The following is a 21,599-nucleotide window of genomic DNA, read 5'->3' as shown; positions in this document are numbered from 1 at the left end:
GTCACGAGGGTACGGAACCAGCTGTGAACGGGTCCGCGGCAACGTGTGAAAGTCCTGTGCAGGTCCGGTGGTGCACGACCCGCCCGCCCCGGCCGGTACTGTCCGACCCGGACGCAGGGAGCACGATGGACATCGAACAGTTCTACGACGCCGATCCCCGACGCCGGGCCTCCGAGGAGGAGCAGTTCGGTCGTGACTGGCTCGCGGCCGACGGGATCCGCTGGGAGATCAACTGGGTCGCCGACACCGGCGAGGTCTACGCCATGCGCGAACCGGTCGAGCCCGGCGGGATCGACCCGGTGGGCGACACCTGGGTGGCCGACCTGCCGGTCGACCTCGTCACCGTCGAGGTGCTCGGGGTCGTGTCCGACCGCCCGGCCCTGGTCGCCGCGCTCGAGGGCTGGCAGGACGCCCAGGGCGCCGACGGCAGCCTCCAGTGGGTCAAGGACCGGATCGCCTCGGTCTCCAAGCCGGCCTGATCGCGCCGCTCGCCACGACCCCGTTCTCGGGTCGTGCGGCTAGCAGCGGCCGCCGGAGCCGAAGTCCTGCGTCCAGTAGATGACGCCGTTGGCGCCTCGGGCCTGGCCGAAGCCGACGTGGGTGGAGCCGCCGAGGATGTTGGCGCGGTGGCCGGACGAGCCCATCCAGCTCGTCATGACCTGGCCGACCGAGGTCTGGCCGGCGGCCACGTTCTCGGCCAGGCTGCGCCAGCCGACGTAGCCGGCGCGGTTCGCCCGGGTCCCGATCGTCGAGCCGTCGTAGCCGGTGTGCGTCATCGTCATCCGGTTGGCCTGGTCCTGCGAGTGGGACTGGGCTGCGCCGGCGAGCGTGGCGCACCAGGCCAGCGGGGGCAGCCCGACGTTGGCCCGGTGGGCGTTGATGGCGCCGAGCATCTCGGACTCCCACCCCTCGGGGGCCGTCGGCGGCGGGCCGGCGACGCTGGCGGTGCAGGCGCCGAGCGCGAGCACCATCGCCGTCGCGAGGGCGATCACGGCGGTGCGGTTGCGGGTCATGTCGGGGGTCCTCCGAGGGCGCAGTCGTCGGATGGGTGCGTCGTCCCCGAGTGGTCGGTGCGAACCCGGCCCGACTTGAGCCCCGGTCGGGCCGTTCGGACCGGTTCCGGGTGGATCTGCCCACTTCGGTTCCCTCGTCGGCCATGATCTCGGGTGGTGAGCGAGAGACCCGTCCCCGTCGCCGACGACACGGCCGAGGAGAGCTGGGGTCTGGACGCGGCCCTCGGCGCCGCGTCGGTGGCAGTCCGCGTGGCGGGGGGAGTGGCCTCGACGGTGGCGGCGTCGCCGCCGGCGCGGGTGCTGGAGGGCGCGGCACGCTGGCTGACCCGACCGCTGGCACGCGAGGGTCAGGCCGTCCGTGACGGCATCGCGACCGACGGGGTGCCGGCGGCCAAGGAGACGATCCGGCGCTTCACGCCCGGCATCGTCGACGCGATCGACCTCGACTCGATCCTGGCCGCCGTCGACGTGCAGGGCCTGATCTCGAGGGTCGACGTCGACGGCATCGTCGGCCGGGTCGACGTGGACGGCATCGTGTCGCGGGTCGACATCGACGGCATCCTCCGCCGCGTCGACATCGACGGGATCCTCACCCGGATCGACATCGGCGCCCTGCTCGACCGGATCGACCTGAACGCCCTGCTCACCAAGGTGGACCTCAACGCCCTCCTGGCCGGCGTCGACCTCAACGCCCTGCTCGCCGGCGTCGACCTCAACGCGCTGCTCGCCGGGGTGGACCTCGACGCGCTGCTCGTCGACGTCGACCTCGACGCGCTCCTCGTGGGGGTCGACCTCGACGGGCTGCTGGCCGGCGTCGACCTCAACGAGCTCCTCGCGGTGATCGACCTGAACGCCGTGCTCGCGCAGCTCGACCTGAACGCCGTGATGGACCGCATCGACGTCGACGCGCTGATCGCGAACACGGAGATGGGTGCGGTGATCGTGCGCTCCACCGGTGGTGCGGCGTCCGAGGCGCTCGACGCCGTCCGGTCCCAGGGCGTGTCGATCGACTCGCTGATCGGCCGGATCGCCAACCGGCTCCTCCGACGCGACTACGACCAGCTGCCGGCGGGGCCGCCGCTGCTCGTGGACCGCCACCTGGCGCTGCCGGCCGGGCCGGGCGACGTCGTCGTGGAGATCGCCGTGGGCGACGGGTCCGGGCCGCCCGGCGACGGGTCCGGCCCGCCCGGCGACGGGTCCGGGCCGCCCGACGACGACGGTTCCGAGCAGGGAGAGGGGGCGTCGCCGTGAGCCGGGGCGTCACCGGTGCCGATCCGACCCGGGCCGTGTCGATGCAGGGCCACTACGCCGGCGCGGCGACCCGGCTGGCGGCCTTCGCGCTGGACCAGACCATCGCCACGAGCCTCTTCGCGCTGGGGAGCGCGATCGTGGCGTGGGCCATCGCGCTGGTGACCTCGGACGCCTTCAAGTGGGATCCCGATGCGCTCTTCACCGGCTCGCTGCTGCTGCTCTGGTTGTTCGTCTACTACTCGTACCCCTGGTCCGTGAGCGGGAAGACCCCGGGCATGGCGCTGCTCGGCATCCGCGTGGTCCGCGCCGACGGGTCGCCCGCGTCCGGCCGCAACGCCGTCCTCCGCACGCTCGCGCTGCCGCTGTCGTTCCTGACCCTCGGCATCGGGTTCCTCCCGATCATCTTCGGCAAGGAGCGGCGCGCGCTGCACGACAAGATCGCCGGCACGGCCGTCGTGTACTCGTGGGACGCGCGGAGCGCGCGCTGGCGCTTCCTGGCGCGCCAGCAGGAGGCCGATCCGGTTGCGGTGTGAGCCGGCCAGGGCCGGCGGCCGCCGGCGCTGAGCCGGACGACCCGCTCCGGAGCGCCGGACTGGTCCGCCCGACCGGGGGCCGCAGGACATCTGCCCACCGGGCCGCGCGGACCGGTCACAGGATGGTCCGAACCGACTGCAGACAGGCGGCGACGGGTTCGTCACACTGCGGCCATGGGAGCGTTCGAGGTCGTGGAGACCTTCAAGCAGGACATCGACGACGTGGGCTACACGGTGGCCGCCGTGACCGGCGACCGGACCGGGTGCGACTGGGCGTACAGCGTGGGGCTGACCCGGTCCTTCGGGCACCCCGAGCTGATCGTCGTCGGGCTCGACGCGCCGCTGGCCGGCGCCATCGTCCAGGCCATGGCCGACAAGGTCGCGGCGGGCGTCGACCTCCGCGGGCGGGACGGCGTGCGCGTCGGCCCGATGGCGCTGCGCTTCCGCGAGGTCGACGAGCTGTTCCTCAGCCAGGGCGACTGGTTCAACCTCGGACGAGAGGTCATGGCGGAGCTCGGCGAGCGGTGGCCGGCCACGCTCCAGATCGTCTGGGCCGACGTCGACGGTCGGTACCCGGAGCGCTCGGACGACCCGGCCTGGTTCCTGCGCCAGCCGCTGCTCGTCGGCAACGGCTGACCTCGGCGACGGCGCAGGTCGGCGCCGCCGCTCCGGCCCGCCGGGGACGAGGGCGGCTGTGGCAGGCTCGGACCGTGAGCGTCCCCCGACCGATGACCCCCGAGGCGGTGTCCGACGACGCCGTGGCCGCCCTCACCGAGCTCGCCGACCTGGCGGCGTCGCTCGAGCCGGGGGAGTGGTCCGCACCGACCGACTGCCCCGGGTGGGACGTCCACGACGTCGTGGCCCACGTCGTGAGCTTCGAGGCAGCCCTCGACGGCGCGCCGACGCCCGAGGTCGACTTCGACGACCAGCACGTGCGCAACGACATCGGCCGGATGAACGAGGCCTGGATCGAGTCGCTGCGCAGCCGCACCGCCGACGAGCTGCTCGACGACCTGCGTGCCCTGGCGGACCGCCGTCGCCGCGAGCTCGCCGCGAAGTCGCCCGAGGACTTCGCCGCCGAGGGGTGGAGCCCCGCCGGCACCGTGCCCTTCGCGCGGTTCCTGCAGGTCCGCACCTTCGACGTCTGGTTCCACGAGCAGGACGTCCGCGAGGCGGTCGGTCGGCCCGGGGGCCTCGACGGCCCGGTCGCCGAACGGGCCCTGACCGAGGTGCTCGGGGCGATCGGGTTCGTGGTCGGCAAGCGCGGCGGAGCGCCAGACGGATCGTCGGTGCGGTTCGAGCTCTCCGTGCCGGGCTCGGACGACCCGCCCCGCACGATCGACGTGGCGGTCGAGGGCCGGGCCCGCGTCGTCGACGACCTGCCCGATCCGCCGACGACCACGATCGCCACCGACCTGCCGGCCTTCATCCGGCTGGCGGGGGGCCGCCGGAGCCCGCAGGACCTGATCGACGCCGGCCGCGTCCGCATCGAGGGCGACGCCGAGCTGGGCGAGCGCATCGTGCGCAACCTGGCGTACGTCATCTGAGGAGGGGCTGGACCGCCCGGGTGCCGCGTCGACCGGATTTCGACCCGGTGGTACCATTGCCCGTTCGTCAGGTCCGGGCCCGGACCGGCTGGACCCGTCCTCTCCCTCGACCCCGTGAGGAACCCCGCAGTGGCATTCGACGTCGGCGACCGCGTTGTGTACCCGCACCACGGTGCGGCCGTGATCAAGAAGCGTGAGAAGCGCAAGATCAACGGCACGACCACCGAGTACCTCGTGCTCGAGATGGCCCATGGCGAGCTCACGCTGTCGGTGCCGGTCGACAAGGCGGACGACGTCGGCATGCGGCCCCCGATCGGCAAGGAGGAGGTCGACGACCTCTTCGAGCTGCTCGGCAAGAAGGACGTGCGCGAGCCGGCCAACTGGAGCCGACGGTTCAAGAACCACCAGGAGAAGCTGAAGTCCGGCGACGTGTACCAGGTCGCAGAGGTCGTCCGGAACCTCGCCCTCCGCGACCAGGCCAAGGGCCTGTCCGCGGGCGAGAAGTCGATGTTCGTCAAGGCGCGCAGCGTGCTCGTCTCGGAGCTGAGCTTCGCCCTGGACGTCAGCGAGGACGACGCGCTCGCCCAGGTGGAGCAGCAGCTCAGCTGACACCCCGCGGGCCGGCGCGCCGAACATGGCTGACGGATCACGCGGCATGCGCGTCCTGCAGGTCCTGGCGGACACCGACGACCGCGACGACGGACGGGCGGCGCTCGACCTCCACCGTTCGCTGACCGCCGCCGGCGTCGAGATCCGGACCCTCGCCCTCGCCCCCGGTCGCCAGGCCGGGCTCGCCGGCGTGGTGCCGACGATGAGCCCGTCGGCCCGCTCGCTCGCCGCCCACACGCAGCTGCGGCGCGAGCAGCGCTGGGCCGACGTCGTGGTGCTCCGCGGCGAGGCACCGGCGGCCGCCGCCGGGCTGGCCCCGATCCGCAGCGCACCGCCCACGGTGCTGGCCCTCGGGTCCGAGGCCGAGCGCTGGCTCGACGGTCCGGTGCCCTCGCGGGCGGCGCGGCTCGTCGGCCGCGCCGATGCGATCGTGGTGACCTCGGAGGCGGACGCCGCGGTCGGGTCGCGCTGGGGCATCGAGCCGGCCGACGTCCACGTCATCCCGTACGGCGCGCCGCCGGTCGCCGTGATCACGGCCGCCCGCCGCGCCGCGGCGCGGCGCGAGCTGGGGCTGGCCGAGCACGGCCTGGTCGCCCACCTGTCCGGCGACGAGACCGTCCTGGCGGCCGCCCGCGCCGAGGCCGACCGGCTCGGCATCGCCCGGACCGAGGTCGAGCCGGTCGACGACCGGGTCGTGCGCTTCGGCGACGGCGAGGAGCCCGACCGGGCCGAGCTGGCGGTCGCGGCCGCCGACCTCGTGGTCGTGGTCGGCGGTCGGGCCGGACCGCCCCCCGCCGCCCTACGGGCCGCCGGCGCGGGCCTGGCGGTCGTGGGCCGCCCCGACGGCGCCATGGCGGGCCTCGTGGACGCGGGCACGGGCTGGACCGACCTCGCCGACGCCGTCGCCGCCGGGGCCGACGAGGTCGCTCGCCGGGGCGACGGCGCGGCGGCGCGCGTGCGGGACCGCTACGACCTCGCGCGGCTCGCGTCGACGTGGGAGGCGCTGCTCAGCTCGGCGGCCGACCGCTGACGGTCGTGGGGGCACCGCCGCTACCCTCGGACACCGTGTCCCGTCCCCGTCGCCTCGTCGTGCGGCCGCGCCTGCTCCGCCCGGTGCTGGCCGTCGCGTGCGCACTGGGGGCCCTGGTGGTCGTGGCGACCGGCTGCCTCCCGCAGGAGCGGGGCCCGGCCCGCGAGGTCGAGGGCGCCGACGCCGCGCCCAGCCAGCCCCCGACGTTCCCCGACACCGGCCCCGTGCCGCGAGAGCTGCTGATCGAGGGCCTCGAGTACGACTTCACCGCGAGCGAGGCCGACCTCGACCTGTGGGTCCCGCCGGCGGACCAGGCGGCGTGCGCGGCGACCCGGATCGTCGACACGCTCGGTCCGCCCCGGCTGTCGGAGCTCGGCTACCGGCCGGCGACGAGCGGGGCCTCGCTCAACGACATCGACCTGACCGACGCCGAGCGCGACATCGTCGCGTCGAACTTCGCCGGCTGCGTGGACATGCGCGACGCCGTCGCGAGCCTGTTCATGGGCGACAGCGACATGCAGTCGAAGGAGGCCGTGTGCCTCGCCGACGGGCTCGCGAAGCAGGACCTGCTCGACCCGTTCGCCCGGGCGTGGGCGTTCGGCCAGACCGTGAACCCCGCGGCCGACGACGGCACGCTGGCGAACGCGCTGATGGCCCTCGCCGCCGTGTGCCTCCCCGACGACGCCTTCAGCTGGACCGACCGCAACCTGCCGGGTGACGACGAGGTCCAGGGGACCGGGTCCGGCAGCGGCACGACGACGACGACGGTCGCCGGGTCCCAGGACGGCCTGCAGAGCCGGATTCCCTCCACCTCGACGCCCTGAGCGGCCATCATGTCCCTCCACATGACCGCGCTCGCCTCCGCCGACCTGCTCGCGTCCATCCCGAGCCCGCCGTTCCGGGACCTGACGATCGGTCCGCTGTCGTTCCGGATGTACGGGCTGATGATCGCCCTCGGCGTGCTCGCCGCGGTGTGGATCGCCCGGCGCCGCTACTCGTCCTACGGCGGCGACCCCGAGGACATCACGACGATCGCCCTCATCGCCGTGCCGGCGGGCCTGATCGGCGCCCGGCTCTACCACGTCATCACCGACTTCTCCGACAAGTACTCCGATGGCCGGTGGTGGCCCGACGCCTTCATGATCTGGAAGGGCGGGCTCGGCATCCCCGGCGGCGTCCTGCTCGGCGTCATCGCCGGCGTGCTGACGTGCCGCTACCTGAAGATCGACTGGCGGATCGCCGCCGACGCCGCCGCCCCCGCCATCCCGACGGCGCAGGCGATCGGCCGGCTCGGCAACTGGTTCAACCAGGAGCTCTACGGCCGGCCGACCTCGCTGCCGTGGGGCCTCCAGATCGACCCCGAGTTCCGCCCGGCGGAGTCGCTCACCTCGACGACGTTCCACCCGACGTTCCTCTACGAGCTGCTGTGGAACCTCGGCCTCGCCGGCTTCATCGTGTGGGCCAGCGGCAAGGTCGTCCTCAAGCGGGGCCGGTGGCTGGCGGTGTACGTGCTGGGCTACGGCCTGGGCCGCCTGTGGGTCGAGGCGCTGCGCGACGACTTCGCGAGCCGGATCCTGGGGCTCCGGGTCAACATCTGGACGGCGCTCCTCGCGATCGTGGGCGGCACGCTGTGGCTGTTCTGGCGGGGCGACCCGGTCGACCGCGAGGCGACCGAACGGCTGCGATCGGGGGACTCGATGGTCCAGATCGTCGGCGGTTGCGGAGTCAGGGGCCCGGTCGCACAGCGGGCGGCCGAGGAGGCCGCGGCGGCCGGCGCCGGCACGACGGCGGTCGCCACCGCGGTCGACGACGACGCCGAGCTCGACGAGGTCCAGGTCGACGAGGTCCAGGTCGACGAGGTCCAGGTCGACGAGGTCCAGGAGTCCGAGCTCGAGGTCGAGCCAGCGGTCGAGGAGACCTCGGTCGACGAGGTCGCGGCGCAGGACGTCGAGCCCGCCGGCGATCCGGCCGACCCGGCTGCACCCGGCCCCGACGACGCGGCCGACGACACCGCCCGCTGATCGGCGCGGTCAGCCCCAGGCGGCGCGCACGTCGTCGGAGAACGGCGGCCAGGCCGCGACGGCCCAGTCGCCGAACCCGCGGTCGGTGAGCACCACGCACGCGAGGTCGGCCTCGGGGTCGATCCAGAGGAACGTGCCGCTCCCGCCGAAGTGCCCGTAGGTGGTGGGCGGGGCCGTCGCGCCGGTCCAGTGCGGCGACTTGGTGCCCCGGAGCTCGGGGCCGAGGCCCCACCAGCAGGGCCGCTGCTGGCCCCAGCCGGGGAGCACGCCGTCGAGGTCCTCGAAGCAGGGCGCCAGCGCGTCCCGGACGGTGGTCGGGTGCAGGAGCGCCGGCGCCCGGGTCTCGGCGGCGAAGCGGAGGAGGCCGTCGACGTCGGACCAGAGGTCCGCGGCGGGGGAGCCCCTGAGCTCGGTCGAGCCCATCGCGAGCGGCTGCAGCACGCCCTCGGCCAGGTAGTCGGCGAACGGGATGCCGGTGGCGGCCTCGACGTGGTCGGCGAGGACCTCGTAGCCGGTGTTCGAGTAGATCCGGCGGGTCCCGGGCGGTGCCAGGACCGCCTGCGTGTCGAAGTCGTAGCCGCCGGCGTGGCACAGCAGGTGCCGCACGGTGGCGCCGGAGGGACCGGCAGGTGCGTCGAGGGCGGTGGCGCCCTCCTCGACCGCGAGGAGCGTGGCCCAGGCGGTGAGCAGCTTGGTGATCGACGCCACGCGGACGGGCCGCCGGGTGTCGCCGTGGGCCTCGACGGTGACGCCGGCCCGGGCGACCGCGGCGGCGGCGAAGGTGGCGCCCCAGCCGTCGATCGCCTCGAGGAGGCTCACACCCGGTCCCACACCATCGAGGTGGGGCCGTCCTCGCCGTCGGCCTCGAGCAGCTCGGCGGGGGAGCGCCGCTCGATGTGGCCGATCAGGCCCTGGTACACCGAGTAGCCCACGAGCTCCTGGAGCCGGGGCGAGAAGCGCGCCACGGTCGCCTGGGGCAGGCCGAGCTGCTGGTTCTCCTGCTGGCGCACCCAGCCGGCGCAGTAGTTCATCGCGATGCCGACCCGGTCCCGGTCGGTGGTGTTGGCCCCGCCGGCGTGCCAGAGGCTGCCGTTCCAGACGAGCACGTCGCCGGCCTGCATCACCGCCGGCTCGGTGGGGTGGTCACCGCCGTAGGTGGGCTTTCCCCAGAGGTGGCTGTCGCGGACGATCCGGGTGGCGCCGTTCTCGGGCGTGAAGTCCGTCAGCGCCCACATCGTGTTGCAGACGACCGGCGGGTGCGGCGGCGTCAGCGGGATCAGCTGGTCGTCCGCGTGCAGCGGCTGCGCGGTCTCGCCGGGGCGGATGCGGATGGACGAGAGGCTCGACACGAGGCAACCCCGGTCGAGCACGCCTTCCACCACGGGAAGGACGTCGGGATGGACCGGGACGGCCTCCCAGAGCGGGCCGTGGCGGAGCAGGTTGTAGGCCCGCAGCGTGCTCGTCCCCTCGAAGTCGTTCCCGGCCGGGCGGATGTCCTCCTCCCGCTCGATGCGGGCGAGGTCGTCCAGCAGCGCGGCGACGCCGTCGGCGTCGAGCACCCCGCGCAGGCAGGTCACCCCGTGCTCCTCGATCTCGCTGACGTGGTCCTGCACCGTCGTCACGTCGCCCCCCGATGTCGTCGTCATCGCCCGCACCGGCGGCCGTCGCCGGGGCGGCTTCGGTTCACCCGCTCGAACGCAGGTACGATGGCCACCATCATCACGGATACGAAGCAGACATGACGACGACCTTCGACAGCCTCGGCATCGACGAGGACATCACCCACGCACTCCGGGAACGGGGCATCACCACCGCCTTCCCCATCCAGGAGATGACCATCCCCGACATCCTGGCCGGGCGGGACGTCTGCGGGAAGGCCAAGACCGGCTCGGGCAAGACGCTCGCGTTCGGCCTGCCCCTCGTGCAGCTCCTGCCCAGGGCGGAGCCCGGCCGGCCCACCGGCCTGGCGCTGGTGCCGACCCGCGAGCTGGCGACGCAGGTGCGCGACGAGCTCGTCGCGGCCTCGCACGCCCGCGGCATCCGCATCGCGGCCATCTACGGCGGTGACCCGATCGAGAAGCAGATCAAGGCGCTGAAGGGCGGCGTCGAGTTCGCCGTGTGCACGCCCGGCCGGGCGATCGACCTCATCGAGCGCGGCGACCTCTCGGTCGCCGACGTCCGCCACGTGGTCATCGACGAGGCCGACCGCATGGCCGACATGGGCTTCCTGCCGCAGGTGGAGTGGATCCTGCGCAACGTCGAGGGCGACCACCAGACGCTGCTGTTCTCGGCCACGCTCGACGGCGTCGTCGACAGCCTCGTGCGCCGTTACCAGCACGACCCGACCCGGCACGAGGTCGCGTCCAAGGGCGTCAACGTCGAGCAGATGACCCACCGCTTCTTCCTGGTCCACGAGATGGACAAGGTGAAGGTGGCCGCGGCGATCATCCGGGGCGCCGAGCGGACGATGGTGTTCTCCGCGACCAAGCACGGCGCCGACCGCCTGGCTCGCAAGCTCGAGGACGAGGGCGTCGAGGCCGCGCCGATCCACGGCGACCTCCGCCAGAAGTTCCGCGAGCGGGCGCTGGCCGACTTCTCGTCGGGCAAGCTGCACGCCCTGGTGGCCACCGACGTGGCGGCCCGCGGCATCCACGTGGACGACGTCGACGTGGTGATCCACTACGACCCGCCGAACGACCACAAGACCTACGTGCACCGCTCCGGTCGGACGGCGCGCGCCGGGGAGTCCGGCGTCGTCGTGTCGCTCCTGCTCTACAACCAGGAGCTCGAGATCAAGCGGCTGCAGAAGCGCCTCGGCCTCGACGTGCCGGTCGTGGAGGTCTTCTCGAACGACCCCCGTCTGGCCGACGTGGCCGACTGGCCCGAGGCCTGACCCGCACCCGCGGCACCGACGTGTCGGGGCGGCCCCCGGGCTCCGCGGGGTCGGGCCACCCGACGGGCAGACTCGACGGCGTGGGAACCGCCACGCCGGCGCTCGACGGGGGCGCCTCGTCCCGATCGCCGATCGAGCGTCACGCGTCGTCGCAGCCCGCGACGCGCCGCCGGGCGCTCGGCTCGCACGCCACGCCCGCCCCGCTGGCCCGCACGCTCGTGGACGTGGCGCTCGCCCACCTTGGCCGGACGCCGCGCCTCGTCGTCGACCCGGCGTGCGGGGCCGGCTCGTTCCTCCTCGCGGCGGCCGATGCGCTGGTGGCGAGGGGCGTCCCGCCCGACGAGGTCGTGCGCGACCGGCTGGCGGGCTGCGACGTTGATCCACAGGCGATCGCCCACGGCCGCGACGCGCTGTGCCGGTGGGCCGAGGAGCACGGCGTGCGGGGACCCGCCACGCCTCGGCTCCTCGAGCACGACGCGCTGCTCGAGGAGACGCCGTTCACCGGCCGTGCCGACCTGGTCGTCGGCAACCCGCCGTTCCTCGCGCAGCGCACGGCCGACACGGCCCGTGACGGCGATCGGCGCGCCGCCCTCCGCGACCGGTTCGGCGACCTCGGCCCGTACGTGGACGACGCCGCCGCGTTCCTGCTGGTCGGGGTCGAGCAGCTGGCCCCCGGCGGCGTGTCGCTGATGATCCAGCCGCAGTCCGTGCTGTCGGCGCGCGACGCGACGGCGGTGCGATCGCAGTTGCTCGACCGGTGCGCCCTCGTGGCGCTGTGGGCAGACGACGCCCGCCACTTCGACGCGGACGTCGACGTGTGCGCCCCGGTCGTGCGTCGCGGCCCCGTCGACACGACCGAGGTCGAGCTGCGGTGGGGCGCCGAGGGGAGACCGGTCGGCTCGGTGGCGGTGCCGGGCGCGCCCAGCTGGGGGCCGCTGCTGGCCGCGGCGACGGGCGTGCCGGGCGCGGTCGACCCGCTCCCGGCGGGCGGTCGCACGATCGGAGACGTCGCGGAGGTGACCGCCGGGTTCCGCGACGAGTTCTACGCACTCGCGGCCGCGGCCCGGGTCGCCGGGGAGCCGGGCTGGGACGGGTCGTCGGCCCGCCTGGTGACGGTGGGCATGATCGACGCGTGTCGGCTCGACACCGCGACGCCGCGCCGGCTCGGGGGACGACGGGTCAGCGAGCCCCGCCTCGACCGCGCCGCGCTCGAGGCGACCGCGCCGAGGGTGGCGGCCTGGGTCGGGGCCCGGGCCGTGCCGAAGGTGCTGGTCGCCACCCAGACCAAGGTGCCGGAGGCGGTCGCCGACCCTGTGGGCGACCTCGTCCCGGTCACCCCGGTGGTGACCGTGGAGCCCGGTCCCTCCGCCGAGGTCGACGTGTGGCACCTCGCCGCCGCGCTCAGCGCGCCGACGGTCGCCGCGGCGGTGGCCGGCACCCACGCCGGCTCGGGCCTCTCGCTCGGGGCCGTGCGCCTGTCGGCCGCCTCGGTGCGGGCGCTGCCGCTGCCGATCGACGGCGCCGCGTGGTCGGAGGGCGCCGCGATCGCGCGCGACCTGCACCGTGAGCCCCCGGGGCCGGAGCGCACGAGGGCCCTGCGGCGCCTCGGGGCGGCGATGGTGCGCGCCCACGGCGCCGGAGAAGACCTCGCGCTCCTGGACTGGTGGTGCGAGCGCGCCGACCGCCTCGCCGGTCGGTCCGCCGACGAACGTGCTTGACCGCGACCGGTCGGACCGTGTTCTCTGGATGGATCATCAGGAGAGGCCCCGCGAGGGGTCCGGCAACCTGGGACGGACACCCAAGGTGCCATCCCGCCTCGGCGGGGATGTGGCCAGTCGGCTGAGTCGGCGGCAACCAAGTGTCCGAACGGCCCGCTCGCGCGGGCCCTCCCCGGTGCGGACCACGCGTGGTCGTCCACGACCCGACCCCGAACCGAACCTGCACCCGACCACGTGAACCCGCGCTCCGAGCACGACATCCCGGCCACCGGCGCCTGGCGACCCGGCGATCCCGTCGCGGACCGCCGCTTCTGCCGCGTCGCCGGTGCGGACGACGCCGATGCCGCCGGCAGCACCGCCCGGCCGTTCCGCCTGGAGGGCGGTGGCCTGCTGGCCGAGGTCGACGTCGCCTACGAGGCGTGGGGCGAGCTCGCTCCCGACGGGTCGAACGCCGTCCTCGTCTGCCACGCGCTCACGGGCGACGCCCACGTCGCCGGCCGCTCGGGCCCCGGCCAGCCGACCCCGGGGTGGTGGGACGCCCTCGTCGGGCCCGGCCGTGCGCTCGACACCGACCGCCTCTTCGTCGTGTGCAGCAACGTGCTCGGCGGCTGCCAGGGCACGACCGGGCCGTCGTCGATCGACCCGGAGACCGGCAAGCCGTACGGCTCGAACTTCCCCGTCGTGACCATCCGCGACATGGTCCGGGTGCAGGCGCTGCTCGCCGACCGGCTCGGCATCCGGCGCTGGCGTGCCGTGGTGGGCGGCTCGATGGGCGGGATGCAGGCGCTCGAGTGGGGCGCGATGTACCCCGAGCGCGTCGGGGCGCTCGTCGTCGCGTCGACCACGGCGTCCGCGTCGGCCCAGCAGATCGCGTGGAGCCACATCGGGCGCATGGCCGTGCAGTCCGACCCACGGTTCCGCGGCGGCGACTACTACGACGCCGACCCGGGCGAGGGGCCGCACCGCGGCCTGGCCGTGGCCCGCATGTGCGCCCAGGTCACCTACCGCAGCGACGAGGTGTTCACCGAGCGGTTCCACCGGTCGATGCTCGGCGGGCTCGACTTCACCCTCGACCCGCTCTTCGACGTCGAGGGGTACCTCGACTACCACGGCACGAAGCTGGCCCGCCGGTTCGACGCCAACAGCTACGTCCGGCTGAACCGGGCGATGGACCTCCACGACCTGGCCCGGGGCCGCGGCAGCACCGAGTCCGCGCTGGCCCGCATCACGGCGCCGACGCTGGTGGCATCCGTGCGGTCCGACGGCCTGTACCCGCCGATCCAGCAGCACGTCCTCGCCGACGGCCTCCGCTCCGTCGGCGGCGACGTCACCTGGGTCGACATCGACTCGCCGCACGGCCACGACGGCTTCCTGATCGAGACCCCCCAGCTCGCACCGCCCATCCGCACGTTCCTGGAGACGACATGACGGCGCCCGACGACAGCACCACCGGAGCCCAGGCCGAGGGCCCTGCCGACCCGGTGACCACCGACAACGCCCTGACCGACGACGCCACGCTCGTCGAGGACGCCGCGCTGGCGCCCGAGACCGTGGCGATCCGATCCGGCCGCACCCGGAACGGCACCGCGCTCGCCCCGACGATCGTCACGACGACCACGTTCGTGACGCCCTCGGTGGCCGACGGTCGGCGCATGGCCACCTCGACGACCGCCGACACCTTCTACAGCCGGTACGGCAACCCGACGGTCAACGACTTCGCCGAGGCCGTCGCCGAGCTCGAGGGCGCCGAGGCGGCCCGCGCCTTCTCCTCCGGGATGGGTGCGGTGACCGCGGTCGTCCTCGGCCTGTGCTCCTCCGGCGACCACATCGTCACCCAGCGCCAGCTCTACGCCGGCACGCAGCTGCTGTTCCAGGGCGCCTGCCCGCGCCTCGGCATCGACGTGACGTTCGTGGACGGGACCGACCCCGAGGCCTGGGCCGCGGCAGTGCGCCCCGGCAAGACGATGCTGCTGTTCGCCGAGACGCCGGCGAACCCGCGCCTCGACCTGGTCGACCTCGCCCGGCTGGGCGAGATCGCCGGGCCGATGAAGGTCGTCGACTCCACCTTCGGCACACCGCTCGGCCAGCGCCCGCTCGACCACGGCATCGACCTGTCGCTGCACTCGGCGACCAAGGCGATCGGCGGCCACAACGACGTGAGCCTCGGCGTGGTCTCCGGCAGCCGCGAGCTCCTCGACTGGATCTGGGGCTTCGCCGTGCTGCAGGGCGCCAACGCCTCGCCCTACGACGCGGCCGGCGGCCTGCGGGGCCTGCGGACCCTCGGCGTCCGGCTGCGGCACCAGACCGGGACCGCCCTGCGCCTGGGCAGCGTGCTCGAGGACCACCCGAAGGTGACCGGCGTGCGCCACCCGGGCCTGCCGTCGCACCCGCAGCACGAGCTCGCGGCGCGCCAGATGCGCCTGACCGGCGGGCTGCTGACGTTCGACCTGGTGGGCGGGCTCGAGGCCGGGTGCCGCTTCGTCGAGGCGACCCGGATCTGCCGGCTGGCGACGTCGCTCGGCGGTCCCGAGACGCTCGCCACGCACCCGGCGTCGACGACCCACGTCGGGCTCCTGCCCGACGAGCTCGCCGAGGCCGGCATCGGCCCGGGCACGATCCGGATGTCGATCGGCCTCGAGGACCCCGACGACGTGGTGGCCGACGTGCTCGCCGCGCTCGACGCGGTCGGCGAGCCCGGCGCGGGCTGACCCGGCCGCGGGGGACCTGCACCGCACCGTGCCGGAGCTGCTCGAGGTCGAGACCTACCGCCAGGCCGCGGAGGAGGTCGTGGGCCGGACGGTCGAGGCCGTGCGCGCGCCCGACGCGTGGTTCCTCAAGCGAGGTGCGACGCCCGAGGCGCTCGAGGCCGCCCTGCTCGGTGCGAGGGTGCGGGCGGCGACGCGGCGCGGCAAGCTCCTCATGCTCCCGATGAGCTCGGGCGCGGTGCTCGGGCTGCGGTTCGGGATGACCGGCCGCCTCGTGGTCGACGGCGACCTCGCGATCGACCGGCTCGAGTACTCCAGCGTCCGCGTCGAGCCGACGTGGGAGCGCTTCGGCATGGACCTGTCCGGCGGGGGATCGCTGGCGATCATCGACGCCCGCCGCCTCGGCGGCGTGGAGCTCGACCCCGACCTCGACCTCCTCGGACCCGAGGCGTCCACGGCCACGGTGGCGCAGCTGCGGACGGTGCTCGGCACGTCGACCGCACCGCTCAAGGCGGTGCTGCTCGACCAGCACCGCCTGGCCGGGCTCGGGAACCTCCTCGTCGACGAGACCCTGTGGCGCGTCGGGCTCGATCCCGGGCGACCGGCCGGTTCGCTGACCGCCGACGAGCAGCGCCGCCTCGCGGACGGCATCCGCCGGACGGTCCGCACCCTCGGCCGTCGGGGCGGGTCCCACACCGGCGACCTCCAGGCGGCGCGCACGAGGGGCGCGACCTGCCCGCGCTGCGGGGCGCCGCTCCTGCGCCGGACGGTGGGCGGCCGGACCACCTACTCGTGCCCGGTCGAGCAGCCGATCGGGTGACCGCGGGCCGCTCCCGGGTCGCCGTCGGCCCGTCCGGCGCCGGGTAGGGTGCGCGGCATGGTGCCCCGAGGTCCCTCCGCGCCGCTGCGGGCCGCATCGGCGGGGCTCCTGCTGGCCGCGATCGTGCTGGCCGGCGCGCTCTCCGGCGCCGGTGCCGGGCCGGCCGCCGCCGCACCGGGCCGGCCGGTCCAGGCGACCACGACCACCGCCCCCGTCGACCCGGCGGCCACGGCCCCGCCGGCGGGCGGCGAGCCCGCCACCAGCGAGCCCCCGGCCACGACGGTGCCGAGCACGACCACGCCCGCGCTCGAGGACCGCGTCACCGAGAGCGACCGCGCCACGACGCGCCTCAACTGGGTCGTGATCGCCCTGCTCGTGCTGGCCGTCGTGATCGCGGCCGCCACCGTGTTCTTCTGGATCCGGACCCGGCCGTCGCGTGCCGCCGCCTCCGAGGAGCGCGCCGATCGCCGGTCCCGCACGGGTGCCGTCGTCGTCGGCGCGGACGGCTCCGAGCAGCGCCTGGTCGACCCCGGTCCCGCCGCGTTCGCGGACGACGACGACCTCGACGCCGAGGACGACCCGTGGTCGGTCCGCCCCGCCCCGCAGCTCCCGCAGCGCGAGCCGGGTGCCGGCCCGCACCCCGGGAGCCCGCCCGCCTCGGGCGCCGTCGCGTCCGACGACGGGCCCGCCACGTGGTGGGCGTCGCAGGCGGGCGACGGCGACGCCCCCGACGACGAACGCTGAGCCCGGCCGCACGCCCCCGACCGGCTGCGGCGGGCCGTAGCCTGGGCCGCCATGGAGAACTTCGACCCGCAGGCCATGGTGGAGCGGTTCCGCGAGCGAGCCGCCTCGGTGCGCCGCCGTCAGATCCCGCCCGTCGAGGGCGAGGCCCGGCGGGAGTTCATCCGCCAGGCCGAGCAGGACTTCCGCGACTTCGCGATGCTCGGCGACGCCGCGGTGGCGCTCGAGGACGGCGTCCTGGTGCTCCGGGTCGACCTGCGGGGCGGCTCGGGCTCGTGAGGATCGCCCCGCCGACCGGGACCCTGCGGTGAGGAAGCCCGACGACCGGGCCCGGTTCGACGCGGCGATCGCCGCGATCGACGCCGCCAACGCCGACGACCCGAACACCCTCGTCGTCGGTGCGACGTCGGGGCCGAAGGAGCTCGTCCACGCCCGGATGATGACGGGCTGGCTCGAGGTGCTCGACCCCGACGCCGACGAGCTGCAGCACCTCGCGGCCCGGGGCCACCACCTGCGCCGGTGGACGTCGCCGCGGGACGCCTATCCCGAGGGTCGGGCCGGCTACCTGCGCTGGCGTGCGGCCGCGAAGCAGCGCCACGCCGACGAGCTCGGGGCGCTGCTCCGGGCCGAGGGCTACGACGACGCTGCGGTCGAGCGGGTCGCCTCGATCGTCCGGAAGGACGGCCTGGTGGCGTCGAAGGGCGCGGCCGACCCGGCGGTCCAGGTGCACGAGGACGCGCTGTGCCTGGTGTTCCTGCAGACGCAGCTCCTCGGCGTGGCGGACCAGCTTGGCGAGCCCGAGACGGTCGAGGTGCTCGTCAAGACCATGCGCAAGATGAGCCCCCGCGGGATCGCCGCCGCGGCCGAGCTCGACCTCGACGACCGGGGCCGGGAACTCCTCAGGGACGCGGTCGCAGCGACTGAGGCGTCAGCAGGCTGATCCCGTACGCTGTGGGGACGGGGCGGCGCCTGTCGTCCCCGCGCCCCGCGCGCCGCCACCCGTGGCGCCCGGAGCGCCCGAGTGGGGTCCCGGAGGAGCGGGTGACGCAGGTGTCCGACATCGGCCAGGACGAGGCGTGGGGATGGCCCTGCCCCTACTGCCGTGCCCTCAACCCGGTGGAGGCCGTGCGGTGCGCGAACTGCGGCTCGCACCTCCGCGACGCCGACACCGACGACCTGTTCACGACCGTCGCCGCCGACAACGCCGAGGTCGTCCCGCCCGAGGTCCCGTTCGCCCGCGACAACATGTGGACCACCGACGCGAACGCCGCGCAGGCGACGCCGATCGTCGACGACGCCGTCGGCGAGTCCGAGCTGCTCGACGAGCCCGCCGACGAGCCGGTCCCGCCGCCCTTCGACGACGTGTGGGACGAGCCGGCGTGGCCCAACGGGTCCGGTGCCTTCACGGCCGAGCCCGCGCCACGCCACGCAGATGTGATCGACGAGCCGCTGGCCCCGTCGGACGACCCCCGGATCCCGTTGGCCAACGGCAGCGGCGGGCCGCTGTTCTCGAGCCGCACGAACGGCGTCGTGGCCGACGCCGCGCGCACCGGTCCGCTGCCCGGCGCGCCGGGCCCGTCGTCCGGTTCTCCGTCGGCCCCGTTCGGCCCGCCGCCTGCGCCCGCTCCGCCGGCACCGCCCACCGAGGCGTCGGCCTGGCCCTCGCCCCCGAGCGCCCCGGTGCCGCCGGCGAGCGCACCCTCGACCCCACCGTCGACCGCCCCGCCGGTGCCCGACGCCCACGGCCTCGCCGCCGCGGTCGGGCGACTCCGGCCCGAGGCCGCCGAGGCCGCGGCCGTCCCGATCTCGGTGTGCGGCGCCCTGCTGCGGCGCGACGAGGTCGTGCTCGCGGCCGTGACGGGCCAGATGCTGGGCCACCCGGCCGTGGTCGTGCTGACGAACACCCGGGTCCTCGTCGTCAACGGGCGGCGCTGGCAGCCGATCGTCGACATCTTCGACCTGACGCCCGACCTGGTCGTCCGCGGGCGCCACGACCGTGACATCGCCTCGCTGACGTTCTCGGTCGGGACCCAGCTCTCGACGGTCGATGCCATCACGGAGGTCGCCCTGGCCGTCGAGCTGGCCGAGCGCATCCGCGGGGACTGACCGATCGCCCAACTTGTGGCGCGCGACGGCTCTGCTACCATCTGCCGTCCTCGCGGACGTAGCTCAGTTGGTAGAGCGCAACCTTGCCAAGGTTGAGGTCGCCGGTTCGAGGCCGGTCGTCCGCTCCAGATCGGGACCCCTGCAGTCGCAGGGGTCCCGTCGCGTTCCGGGCCGGCGCGCGTGCCCGCCCGCCTCCGCTCGGTCGTGCGGCCGGTCGGGCGCCCCCCAGGTGCGGAGCCCGACGGCGCTCGCACTAGGGTGGTGGGCCGCTGGCGACGTGGCCGAGTGGTGAGGCAGAGGCCTGCAAAGCCTTGTACAGGGGTTCGATTCCCCTCGTCGCCTCCGAGCGCCGCCCGGCGGTGGGGCCCTGCGCCCCCCGCCGGGTGGCCGCAGCACCCCCCTCGTGCACAGCCCTCCGGACGGTGTCGGTGCCGTCTGCGAGCATGGGCGCCGTGACCGACGCCGCCACCCACCCGCCGCCCGTGGAGCAGCCCGCGCCGCGTGCGCTGCCGCCGCTCGCCGCCGCCACGCTGGCCGAGCTCGCCGGTCCCGACGCCGAGCTGCGGCCCGACCAGGCCCAGGCCATCGCCGCGCTCGCCCTCGACCGGTCGCGGGTGCTGCTCGTGCAGGCCACGGGTTGGGGCAAGTCAGCCGTGTACTGGATCGCCACCCGACTGCTCCGGGAGGAGGGCGCCGGCCCCACGCTGGTCGTCTCGCCGCTGCTCGCCCTCATGCGCAACCAGGTCGGCGCCGCCGAGCGCGCCGGCATCCGGGCCGAGACCATCAACTCGGCCAACCTCGACGACTGGTCCGAGATCGAGGCCCGGATCGACGCCGACGAGGTCGACGTGCTGCTGATCTCGCCCGAACGGCTCAACAACCCGCGGTTCCGGCGCGAGGTGCTCGGCCCGCTGACCGCCCGGATCGGCCTGCTCGTCGTCGACGAGGCGCACTGCATCTCCGACTGGGGCCACGACTTCCGGCCCGACTACCGCCGGATCGCCGACGTGCTGGCATCGCTCCCGCCCGGTGTGCCGGTCCTCGCGGCCACCGCCACCGCCAACGACCGGGTCACCCACGACGTCGCCGAGCAGATCGGTGCCGAGGCCCACACCTTCCGGGGCTCGCTCGACCGCCCGTCGCTGCAGCTCGGCGTCGCGTCGTTCGCGACGGCGGGGGAGCGGCTCGCCTGGCTGGCCGGGTGGGTGCGGGCCCGCCGCGGTCCCGGCATCGTCTACTGCCTGACGGTGTCCGAGGTGGAGCGGACCGCCTCGTACCTGGCGTCGGCCGGGATCTCGGTGGCGGCGTACACCGGGGCCACCGACCCCGAGGCCCGGGCGGCGATCGAGGACGACCTGGACCACGGGCGACTCGCCTGCGTCGTCGCCACCTCGGCGCTCGGAATGGGCTACGACAACGCCCACCTGGGCTACGTCGTCCACGTCGGCTCGCCCTCGTCGCCCGTCTCCTACTACCAGCAGGTCGGCCGGGCGGGCCGGGGCACGGCGTCGGCCGAGGTCGTGCTGGTCCCCACACCGACCGACGGCGACGTCTGGGCGTACTTCGACGCCACGGCCATGCCGCCCAAGCACACCGTCGACGAGGTGCTCGGCGTCCTCGAGCGCTCGGGGCCCTGCACCGTCGCCGACCTCGAGGGGGCGGTGAACCTGCGACGCGGTCGGCTCGAGGTCCTGCTCAAGGTCCTCGACGTCGAGGGCGCGGTCGACCGCGACGGCACCCAGTGGTTCCGGACGGACCAGCCGTGGGAGTACGACCAGGAGCGCCACCACCGGCTCGCCGAGGCCCGCCGCGCCGAGCAGCGGGCCATGCGGGCGTACGCGTCGGGCTCGGGCTGCCGCCTGCGCTTCCTCCGGGAGGCGCTCGACGACCCCGGCGCCGCCGACTGCGGCCGGTGCGACAACTGCACCGGGGTGCGGGTCGACGCCACGGTCGACGCCGACCTGCAGGCCTCCGCGCAGCAGCACCTCCGCAGCGCGGTGGTGCGGATCGAGCCCCGCAAGCAGTGGCCCCGGGGCCTCGACGATCGCAAGGGTCGCATCGCCGCCGAGCTGCGGCCCGAGGAGGGCAGGGCGCTGGCGTTCGGCACCGACCCCGGCTGGGCCGAGGTCCTCGGTCCGCTGTTCCAGGCCCCCGACGCCGAGCCCGACGACGCCCTGCTCCGCGGCGTCGCCGCGGCCCTGAAGGCGTGGGACTGGGGGCGCCGACCGACGTGGGTGACCTGGGTCCCGAGCCGCACGCGGCCGCTGCTCGTCGGCGGCCTCGCCCGCCGGCTGTCCGAGGTCGGCAAGCTCGAGCTCGTCGAGGCCGTGCGCCGGTCGCGGGCCGACGCGCCGCCGCAGGAGCGCATGGAGAACTCGGTCAACCAGGCCGCGAACGTGCTCGGCGCCTTCGAGTTCGCCTCCGAGGTGCCGCCCGGCCCCGGGCTGGTCGTCGACGACTCGCTCCGGTCCGGGTGGACGATGACCGTCGTGGCCGAGGGCCTCCGCTCGGCCGGTGCCGGGCTGGTGCTGCCGTTCGTGCTCTGGCGTCGTCCCTGAGCGCCGCGAGTCGCAGCGGCCGGGTCCCTGAGCAGCGCCCCGGCCGGCGGCCGG

22 protein-coding genes, 2 tRNA genes and 1 riboswitch are annotated in these 21,599 nt (G+C 75.0%); of the genes, 21 read left to right on the top strand and 3 right to left on the bottom strand.

Annotated elements, in window-relative coordinates:
• The first annotated feature begins 125 nt into the window (after positions 1-125).
• On the top strand, positions 126-479 hold the full coding sequence (locus tag LH044_RS04510) for a hypothetical protein (protein ID WP_227758606.1): 354 nt from the start codon (positions 126-128) through the stop codon (positions 477-479).
• Between the two features lie 39 nt (positions 480-518).
• Here LH044_RS04510 and LH044_RS04505 read toward each other — a convergent pair whose 3' ends face one another.
• The gene (locus LH044_RS04505; protein ID WP_227758605.1) at positions 519-1,013 is read right to left on the bottom strand and encodes a CAP domain-containing protein; all 495 of its coding nucleotides are present in this window, start codon (positions 1,011-1,013) and stop codon (positions 519-521) included.
• Positions 1,014-1,169: 156 nt separating this feature from the next.
• Here LH044_RS04505 and LH044_RS04500 point away from each other — a divergent pair, with 156 nt between their 5' ends.
• From LH044_RS04500 to lgt, 8 genes are all read left to right on the top strand, one after another.
• Positions 1,170-2,264 carry a hypothetical protein gene (locus tag LH044_RS04500; RefSeq protein WP_227758604.1) on the top strand — a complete coding sequence of 365 codons (1,095 nt, stop codon included), beginning with the start codon at positions 1,170-1,172 and terminating at the stop codon, positions 2,262-2,264.
• Complete coding sequence (locus tag LH044_RS04495) at positions 2,261-2,797, top strand: RDD family protein (RefSeq protein ID WP_227758603.1); 537 nt, start codon at positions 2,261-2,263, stop codon at positions 2,795-2,797. Before LH044_RS04500 ends, LH044_RS04495 begins: the two co-directional genes overlap by 4 nt.
• A gap of 174 nt (positions 2,798-2,971) precedes the next feature.
• Positions 2,972-3,433: a DUF4262 domain-containing protein gene (locus tag LH044_RS04490; RefSeq protein WP_227758602.1), complete on the top strand. Its 462-nt coding sequence runs from the start codon at positions 2,972-2,974 to the stop codon at positions 3,431-3,433.
• Positions 3,434-3,507: 74 nt separating this feature from the next.
• Entirely contained in the window at positions 3,508-4,344 is an 837-nt protein-coding gene (locus LH044_RS04485) for a maleylpyruvate isomerase family mycothiol-dependent enzyme (RefSeq protein WP_227758601.1), read from the top strand.
• A 129-nt stretch (positions 4,345-4,473) separates the two neighbouring features.
• Positions 4,474-4,953, top strand: a complete 480-nt coding sequence (locus LH044_RS04480) for a CarD family transcriptional regulator (protein ID WP_227758600.1) — start codon at positions 4,474-4,476, stop codon at positions 4,951-4,953.
• Positions 4,954-4,999: 46 nt separating this feature from the next.
• Positions 5,000-5,983 carry a glycosyltransferase gene (locus LH044_RS04475; protein WP_255626090.1) on the top strand — a complete coding sequence of 328 codons (984 nt, stop codon included), beginning with the start codon at positions 5,000-5,002 and terminating at the stop codon, positions 5,981-5,983.
• Between the two features lie 35 nt (positions 5,984-6,018).
• The gene (locus LH044_RS04470) at positions 6,019-6,807 is read left to right on the top strand and encodes a hypothetical protein (RefSeq protein ID WP_227758598.1); all 789 of its coding nucleotides are present in this window, start codon (positions 6,019-6,021) and stop codon (positions 6,805-6,807) included.
• Positions 6,808-6,816: 9 nt separating this feature from the next.
• Complete coding sequence (gene lgt, locus LH044_RS04465) at positions 6,817-8,004, top strand: prolipoprotein diacylglyceryl transferase (RefSeq protein WP_227758597.1); 1,188 nt, start codon at positions 6,817-6,819, stop codon at positions 8,002-8,004.
• 9 nt (positions 8,005-8,013) lie between these two features.
• Here the strand turns inward: lgt and LH044_RS04460 are convergent, their stop codons facing one another.
• A complete protein-coding gene (locus LH044_RS04460; RefSeq protein WP_227758596.1) occupies positions 8,014-8,823 on the bottom strand; it encodes a serine hydrolase domain-containing protein in 810 nt (269 codons plus the stop codon).
• The gene (locus LH044_RS04455; protein WP_227758595.1) at positions 8,820-9,650 is read right to left on the bottom strand and encodes a phytanoyl-CoA dioxygenase family protein; all 831 of its coding nucleotides are present in this window, start codon (positions 9,648-9,650) and stop codon (positions 8,820-8,822) included. Before LH044_RS04455 ends, LH044_RS04460 begins: the two co-directional genes overlap by 4 nt.
• A 92-nt stretch (positions 9,651-9,742) precedes the next feature.
• Between LH044_RS04455 and LH044_RS04450 the strand changes: the two genes are divergently transcribed.
• From LH044_RS04450 to LH044_RS04395, 12 genes are all read left to right on the top strand, one after another.
• On the top strand, positions 9,743-10,897 hold the full coding sequence (locus LH044_RS04450) for a DEAD/DEAH box helicase (protein ID WP_227758594.1): 1,155 nt from the start codon (positions 9,743-9,745) through the stop codon (positions 10,895-10,897).
• Between the two features lie 80 nt (positions 10,898-10,977).
• The gene (locus tag LH044_RS04445; RefSeq protein WP_227758593.1) at positions 10,978-12,615 is read left to right on the top strand and encodes an N-6 DNA methylase; all 1,638 of its coding nucleotides are present in this window, start codon (positions 10,978-10,980) and stop codon (positions 12,613-12,615) included.
• Between the two features lie 28 nt (positions 12,616-12,643).
• A riboswitch (SAM-I-IV-variant riboswitch) is annotated at positions 12,644-12,765 on the top strand.
• An 84-nt stretch (positions 12,766-12,849) separates the two neighbouring features.
• On the top strand, positions 12,850-14,043 hold the full coding sequence (gene metX / locus LH044_RS04440) for a homoserine O-acetyltransferase MetX (protein ID WP_227758592.1): 1,194 nt from the start codon (positions 12,850-12,852) through the stop codon (positions 14,041-14,043).
• Entirely contained in the window at positions 14,040-15,323 is a 1,284-nt protein-coding gene (locus LH044_RS04435; protein WP_227758591.1) for a trans-sulfuration enzyme family protein, read from the top strand. The genes metX and LH044_RS04435 overlap by 4 nt, the downstream gene beginning before the upstream one ends.
• Positions 15,324-15,351: 28 nt before the next feature.
• Positions 15,352-16,140 (top strand): Fpg/Nei family DNA glycosylase, encoded by a 789-nt coding sequence (locus LH044_RS04430; protein WP_304512039.1) that lies wholly within the window; start codon positions 15,352-15,354, stop codon positions 16,138-16,140.
• A gap of 57 nt (positions 16,141-16,197) precedes the next feature.
• The gene (locus LH044_RS04425; protein WP_227758590.1) at positions 16,198-16,884 is read left to right on the top strand and encodes a hypothetical protein; all 687 of its coding nucleotides are present in this window, start codon (positions 16,198-16,200) and stop codon (positions 16,882-16,884) included.
• A gap of 51 nt (positions 16,885-16,935) precedes the next feature.
• A complete protein-coding gene (locus LH044_RS04420; RefSeq protein ID WP_227758589.1) occupies positions 16,936-17,160 on the top strand; it encodes a hypothetical protein in 225 nt (74 codons plus the stop codon).
• A gap of 28 nt (positions 17,161-17,188) precedes the next feature.
• Positions 17,189-17,821, top strand: a complete 633-nt coding sequence (locus tag LH044_RS04415; RefSeq protein ID WP_227758588.1) for a DUF4202 domain-containing protein — start codon at positions 17,189-17,191, stop codon at positions 17,819-17,821.
• Between the two features lie 101 nt (positions 17,822-17,922).
• A complete protein-coding gene (locus LH044_RS04410) occupies positions 17,923-18,987 on the top strand; it encodes a hypothetical protein (RefSeq protein WP_227758587.1) in 1,065 nt (354 codons plus the stop codon).
• A gap of 52 nt (positions 18,988-19,039) precedes the next feature.
• Positions 19,040-19,115: transfer RNA gene (locus LH044_RS04405), tRNA-Gly, on the top strand.
• Between the two features lie 143 nt (positions 19,116-19,258).
• A tRNA-Cys gene (locus LH044_RS04400) sits at positions 19,259-19,329 on the top strand.
• A gap of 101 nt (positions 19,330-19,430) precedes the next feature.
• Positions 19,431-21,545, top strand: a complete 2,115-nt coding sequence (locus tag LH044_RS04395) for a RecQ family ATP-dependent DNA helicase (protein WP_374210537.1) — start codon at positions 19,431-19,433, stop codon at positions 21,543-21,545.
• Positions 21,546-21,599: the final 54 nt, after the last annotated feature.

The sequence above is a fragment of the Dermatobacter hominis genome, from assembly GCF_020715685.1.
GTDB classification, from domain to species: domain Bacteria; phylum Actinomycetota; class Acidimicrobiia; order Acidimicrobiales; family Microtrichaceae; genus Dermatobacter; species Dermatobacter hominis.
This window is presented reverse-complemented; position numbering and strand designations above follow the sequence as displayed.

Excerpts from the sequence above, each read along its gene's own strand:
- LH044_RS04510 (WP_227758606.1), top strand. The coding sequence starts at position 126 with ATGGACATCGAACAGTTCTACGACGCCGATCCCCGACGCCGGGCCTCC.
- LH044_RS04505 (WP_227758605.1), bottom strand. The coding sequence starts at position 1,013 with ATGACCCGCAACCGCACCGCCGTGATCGCCCTCGCGACGGCGATGGTG.
- LH044_RS04490 (WP_227758602.1), top strand. The coding sequence starts at position 2,972 with ATGGGAGCGTTCGAGGTCGTGGAGACCTTCAAGCAGGACATCGACGAC.
- LH044_RS04475 (WP_255626090.1), top strand. The coding sequence starts at position 5,000 with ATGCGCGTCCTGCAGGTCCTGGCGGACACCGACGACCGCGACGACGGA.
- lgt (WP_227758597.1), top strand. The coding sequence starts at position 6,817 with ATGTCCCTCCACATGACCGCGCTCGCCTCCGCCGACCTGCTCGCGTCC.
- LH044_RS04455 (WP_227758595.1), bottom strand. The coding sequence starts at position 9,650 with ATGACGACGACATCGGGGGGCGACGTGACGACGGTGCAGGACCACGTC.
- LH044_RS04450 (WP_227758594.1), top strand. The coding sequence starts at position 9,743 with ATGACGACGACCTTCGACAGCCTCGGCATCGACGAGGACATCACCCAC.
- LH044_RS04435 (WP_227758591.1), top strand. The coding sequence starts at position 14,040 with ATGACGGCGCCCGACGACAGCACCACCGGAGCCCAGGCCGAGGGCCCT.
- LH044_RS04425 (WP_227758590.1), top strand. The coding sequence starts at position 16,198 with ATGGTGCCCCGAGGTCCCTCCGCGCCGCTGCGGGCCGCATCGGCGGGG.
- LH044_RS04420 (WP_227758589.1), top strand. The coding sequence starts at position 16,936 with ATGGAGAACTTCGACCCGCAGGCCATGGTGGAGCGGTTCCGCGAGCGA.
- LH044_RS04395 (WP_374210537.1), top strand. The coding sequence starts at position 19,431 with ATGGGCGCCGTGACCGACGCCGCCACCCACCCGCCGCCCGTGGAGCAG.